Origin of the sequence: uncultured Rikenella sp. (genome assembly GCF_910579375.1) — a bacterium.
GTDB lineage: Bacteria > Bacteroidota > Bacteroidia > Bacteroidales > Rikenellaceae > Rikenella.
Window position 1 is genome coordinate 1 of the sequence record NZ_CAJTUJ010000139.1, and the last position, 4871, is coordinate 4871.

General features: G+C 55.4%; 5 protein-coding genes. 1 reads left to right on the top strand and 4 read right to left on the bottom strand.

The window, feature by feature from the left end:
- Positions 1 to 400 precede the first annotated feature (400 nt).
- The 4 genes from yidD to QZ302_RS08620 are packed head-to-tail and all read right to left on the bottom strand — an operon-like array spanning position 401 to position 2841.
- On the bottom strand, positions 401 to 697 hold the full coding sequence (yidD, locus tag QZ302_RS08605; protein WP_294594492.1) for a membrane protein insertion efficiency factor YidD: 297 nt from the start codon (positions 695 to 697) through the stop codon (positions 401 to 403).
- Positions 610 to 1077, bottom strand: coding sequence for a ribonuclease P protein component (locus tag QZ302_RS08610; protein WP_294594494.1), 468 nt, complete (start codon positions 1075 to 1077; stop codon positions 610 to 612). The genes yidD and QZ302_RS08610 overlap by 88 nt, the downstream gene beginning before the upstream one ends.
- Entirely contained in the window at positions 1077 to 1997 is a 921-nt protein-coding gene (locus tag QZ302_RS08615; RefSeq protein ID WP_294594496.1) for a uroporphyrinogen-III synthase, read from the bottom strand. Before QZ302_RS08615 ends, QZ302_RS08610 begins: the two co-directional genes overlap by 1 nt.
- Positions 1998 to 2001: 4 nt before the next feature.
- Positions 2002 to 2841 carry a DUF4271 domain-containing protein gene (locus tag QZ302_RS08620; protein ID WP_294594497.1) on the bottom strand — a complete coding sequence of 280 codons (840 nt, stop codon included), beginning with the start codon at positions 2839 to 2841 and terminating at the stop codon, positions 2002 to 2004.
- 776 nt (positions 2842 to 3617) lie between these two features.
- Here QZ302_RS08620 and rpsU point away from each other — a divergent pair.
- Entirely contained in the window at positions 3618 to 3809 is a 192-nt protein-coding gene (rpsU, locus tag QZ302_RS08625) for a 30S ribosomal protein S21 (RefSeq protein WP_294594498.1), read from the top strand.
- Positions 3810 to 4871 lie beyond the last annotated feature (1062 nt).

Here is a 4871-nt window from a genome sequence, read left to right on the forward strand (position 1 = left end):
AGCTCAGTCCAACCCACAGCCCAATTCTCCGCTCCGTGTCGGCTTCACTGCGGCTCCGCTTTCGCTCCGCCACGTTTTCGCGCGCCTTGGGAAATCTTGTCAAAACGCGCCAGCACATTTTGACGATTTCCCTACTAAGACGTGGCGCGCGATTTAGTTTGAGGGTACTGCGCTCGGGCCGCGCGGGCCCCACGTCCCGTGGACGGGAAATGCTGCGCATTTCCACTGACAGCCTCTACCCCCGTTCTTTGTCCGCGCGCCTGCGCGCGAACTTAGCATTATCCCGGCTGGAACTGTTCTCTTTGTGAACAAAGAGAACCAGAAAAACTTTAGACGGATGCTGCGCATCCTCAAGCTGCCGGCGGCCTTAACCAACGCGGCAGCCCCAGCCCAACTTAAATCACGGCACCGGATCGTAGCCGCTACCGCCCCAAGGATGGCAACGCAACAGGCGGCGCACTGTCAGATAAAATCCTCGAAATAGTCCATGCCGGCGAAACGCTTCCAACGCATAGGCCGAACAGGTCGGCGTAAACCGGCAGGAACTGGGCAGAAAAGGAGAAATCACCGCCCGATAGATACGAATCAAAAAGACGAACGGAGCAATAGCTACCTGCCTCCCCCACCCGACCCGTCTCCGGAGTGCTCCGTCGCTGCCGCTTGTCGCTCGTCGCGCATCCTGATTAATCTCTCCCATATCGAAATCATCGCTTTTTCAATCGTCCGATACGCCGCCGGATCTCCCTTGCCCACATACGAAAAGGCCACATCCACCCCGATCTCGGATCGGTGCAACCGATAGGCCTCCCGCATCCTCCGCTTGAGCAGATTCCGATCCACGGCGCGTTTGTAATTCCGTTTCGGCACGATCACCATCATCCGATTGTCCCATGCTCCCGGGCGAAACCGACAGGTGCACTTCACCGGATAGACTAAAAACGCCTCTCCACACGTGAAGAGGCGTCCGATATCGCTCCGTGCAGCCAACCGCTCGCTCTTAGGCAACGTAAATCGCCTCCTCACCGCATCTCCCAGCTCGTCCGACCTATGTAACGACTGCGCATCCATGAAATTCATCACTTCCCCGTAGTAGCCGCCACAGACCGCCTACTGCTGCCGCTCCCCGACGATGCGGAAACTTTCGTCGCGGCCTTCCCTTTCTTAGTACCGACCGACACACCACCTTGGCCCGTCGCCTCGCCGCCCAAATCTTCCGCCGTCATCCCGAACCCTTCGACCGAACCGCCGCTGTTGATCGCCGCCACATACTTGTCGATCGCCATGGTCAAAGAGGGAAAACGAGGCGTCGGAGCCACGATGTCCACCTTCAGTCCCCCCACCAAAGCCTCCCGGGCGGTCGCATTGCCCAGCGTCGCCACGATCATCCCCTCGGGCAGCACTTCGAACCGCTCCCGCAAAGCCCGCACGTCTGCCGAGCTGTAACAAGCCACTAAGTCATAATCGACGATCGAGATGTCCGACAAGTCCGCCGCCACCGTATGGGCCAAAATAATCTTTGTATACTTCACCCCGGTCTTCCCCAGCAAAGCCTCGATCTCCGGCTTGTACGGATCCGACAGGGCGACCAGAAAACGCTCCTCCTTATGCTTGGCCACTACCTCCATCAAGTCCGCAAAGGTGGTCGTCCCGTAAAAAATCTTCCGTTTCCGGTAGACGATATATTTCTGCAAATAAAGCGCGATCGCCTCCGTCACGCAGAAATATTTCATGTCTTCCGGCACCTGGATCCGACACGCTTCGCACAATTCGAAAAAGTTGTCGATCGTCTTCCGCGAGGTGAAAATCACGGCCGTATGGGCCAGCACATCGACCCGCTGGGCGCGGAATTCCTTCGGCGTCACCCCTTCGACCGCAATAAAGGGCCGGAAATCTACTTCGAGTTTGTGTTTGGAAACCAGCTCAGAAAAAGGAGACTTGTCCGATGAAGGAGCCGGTTGAGCGATCAGTATCCGCTTTACTTTCTGTGTTTTCGCCATAAAATCAGTCGATCACGCTGCTGCTCTGTCGAATCGCCAGCGCAAGAATGAAGCTCACCGGCAGGATTTCGACGAAGCAAAGGTACAAAATCCATTGCAATTTAGAAAACGAGCGTAATCTAAAGTATTTATACAGAGCTATAAAATGATAGACGACCAGCGCGCCGAGCACCACCAGACCGAAGGCGAAGAGCCGGCCGCTCACTCCGATGACGATGGCCAGCGGCGCATAGAGAAGGGAGATGAAGGTGACGTCGATGCGGTTGATGAAGGTGATCTCCTGAAAAACGCTTTTATCGTCGGTGAGCCACCTGAGCACGCGGAAGAGGATGCGCCGATAGAGCACGATCAGCAAAAAGAGGACGACGGAGCCGATAAAAAGGTAGTAGCTCTCGATGCGGGGCCAGCGGATCTCCAACCAGGCCATCACGAGGGCCGAACCGGCCAGCACGGCCAGAGCGATGCCGCTGCGCAGGAAATAGACGAAGTCGGCCCCCTGTCCCTCCATCAGGGTCAGGGTATCCTCCGTATGACCGATATTTTTCAGGCAACTCACCATATCGCGGCGAAAGCGATAGAGCACATAACAATAGAAGCAGATGAGGACGACCATGACGACGGAGGTCTGCCACGGATCGGCGGGCGGAGAGACGGGCACCAGGCCTCCGTGCGGTGTCAGCTCTTCGGAGAGGGTCGACCGACTGCCCCATATTTCGGCAGCCGAACCGGCCGGTCGCAGCCACTGCACCGAATCGACCGACCGACCGACTGTCTCCGGCCCGGTCGGAAAGAGCGTCGAACCGCCCGGCTGCTGAAAAAGATAGGTCGAAGATGCTGTATCCACCCCAAAAAGAGAAAACAAAGGAGAGACGAATCGTTTCCCGTCGCAAAGGTAGGAGTTTTCGGCCGAAGTGCATGTGTATAGCATGTGGATATTTTCGGTTGCAGGAGTCGAACCCCCTGAAAACGAGTGGCGGATAATTTTCCGGATTTTGTGAAAAGGTTGTCGGAAACTTTTCACAACTTTCATCTTCCGAGACTTGATCCGCCCCGAAAAAAATCCATATGTCTGCCGGATCGAAAATCGCAACCGAAAAATTTCTTTTTTCATCCACAACATAAACCCGCTCCGAAACCGGGATTATCATCAGAATGAACCCGAAAAACGAATGTGAATCACTTCCCGATAAGACTGTTGAAAAAATCTAACAAATATTTATCAATCAACAGAATAGGATATGAGAAGATGTAAACAAAAAGGGGAAAGAATGTGAAAAACCAATCAGGCAACCGAAATTCGACCTTTTTATCCACGCCATCCACAGCTATTCTTACCCTTCTTTCTTACTTATAAATAAATCTATCTCTTATTTAAAATGAAGGGAAAGGAAGGTTGTCGGGAAAAATGGTTATCTTTGTCGCCTCAATGCCCGGATAACGGGAGTGATCGAAGGGAGGTTAAGGAGACCGAGGCCGAAGAGGGCCGTTTGAAAAGAGATACGAAACATAGATAAATGACGACGGATCCTTTAGCGTGCGGGGATTCGGGCGACTCTTTTCGATAAAGAAGAGGAGATGCGCGCATAAACCTTGTAAAAAAACAAAAAAAGATACACGGATATGATTATCATGCCGATCAAAGAGGGCGAAAACATCGAACGGGCTCTCAAGAAGTTCAAACGGAAATACGAAAAGACGGGGGTGATCAAGGAGTTGCGTGCGCGGCAGTATTTCGTGAAGCCGTCGGTAAAGAACCGGGTACAGCGGCTGAAAGCGATTTATGTGCAGGGGTTGCAACGGGAAGAGGAGTAGATATATTCTCTCGGGAATGTATACGGAGGCCTGGGGAACGGAAGTTCTCCGGGCCTTTTTGTACTTGGGGCTGCCGGTTGCTGGGGTAGAGGCTGGCAGTTGAAATGCGTGAGCATTTCCCGTCCACGGGACGTGGGGCCCGCGCGGCCCGAGCGCAGTACCCTCAAACTAAACCGCGCGCCGTCGCCTAAAGAAGCGATTCAACTATTTCGGCGGTGAGCCGAAAGAGGATGAATCGCGCAGGCGCGCGAAAAAATTGCTCACTCACAAAAACTCCGTCGCCCGCCCGTCTGAAAGGGCATATTCTGCCGGTTGGTACTCGGCCAATCCGGCAAGAATTGCCGCGGGCGACATTTAAGAGTAGACACACCCATCTTTCGAGTGCCGAGCGGCACCGGCGGAGCGGTAGCGGAGCCGCAGTGAGGCGGACACGGGGCCGAGAATTGGGGTGAGCTTTGGGCTGCGATTGTTCTTCGGGCAGGAAAACCGATTGCGGTTTTCCGCCGCGCTGGGCCGAGCATGGGGCTGGGATTTGGGTGGTGGCTTGGGTTGAACCGTTGGCCAAGCTCAAACTGAGAGCGAATAGCTCTAAGTCCCCGTGTCAATGGTCGGCCCGCAGCTCCCAGACGCGGAGGGGACGCACAGCGTCTTTTACTGGCCGCCTCGGCCTTAATATTCGTTCTCCGCTGGCTGCGACCGAAAACCTTTGCTTTTGCGACCCTTTGGGTCGCCGGCCTCGTCGCCCAGGCGCGGAGCACCTCGGGGGGATGGGCGACAGGCCGAACCCGACAGAATCGGGGCGAACTGTTGACCGAGCTCTTGCGACCCAACAGGTCGCGCGGGCCGAAGCCTCCGGCCGCGGAGGCCCGCAACTGACGTTGCTGTGGGCCTCGCAGGCTTCGACCCGTTAAAGTACTTGCATTTTCTCAGGCTTGGTTGCGTCTCGTTGCTCCCCCCCCCTCCGCGGAGGGGCGCACAGTGTCTTTTGCTGGCTGTCTCTGTCTCATATGGCGCCCCACTGGCGGCGAACAGCTTAAAAGAGACGAATGCGCCGTGCTTCTG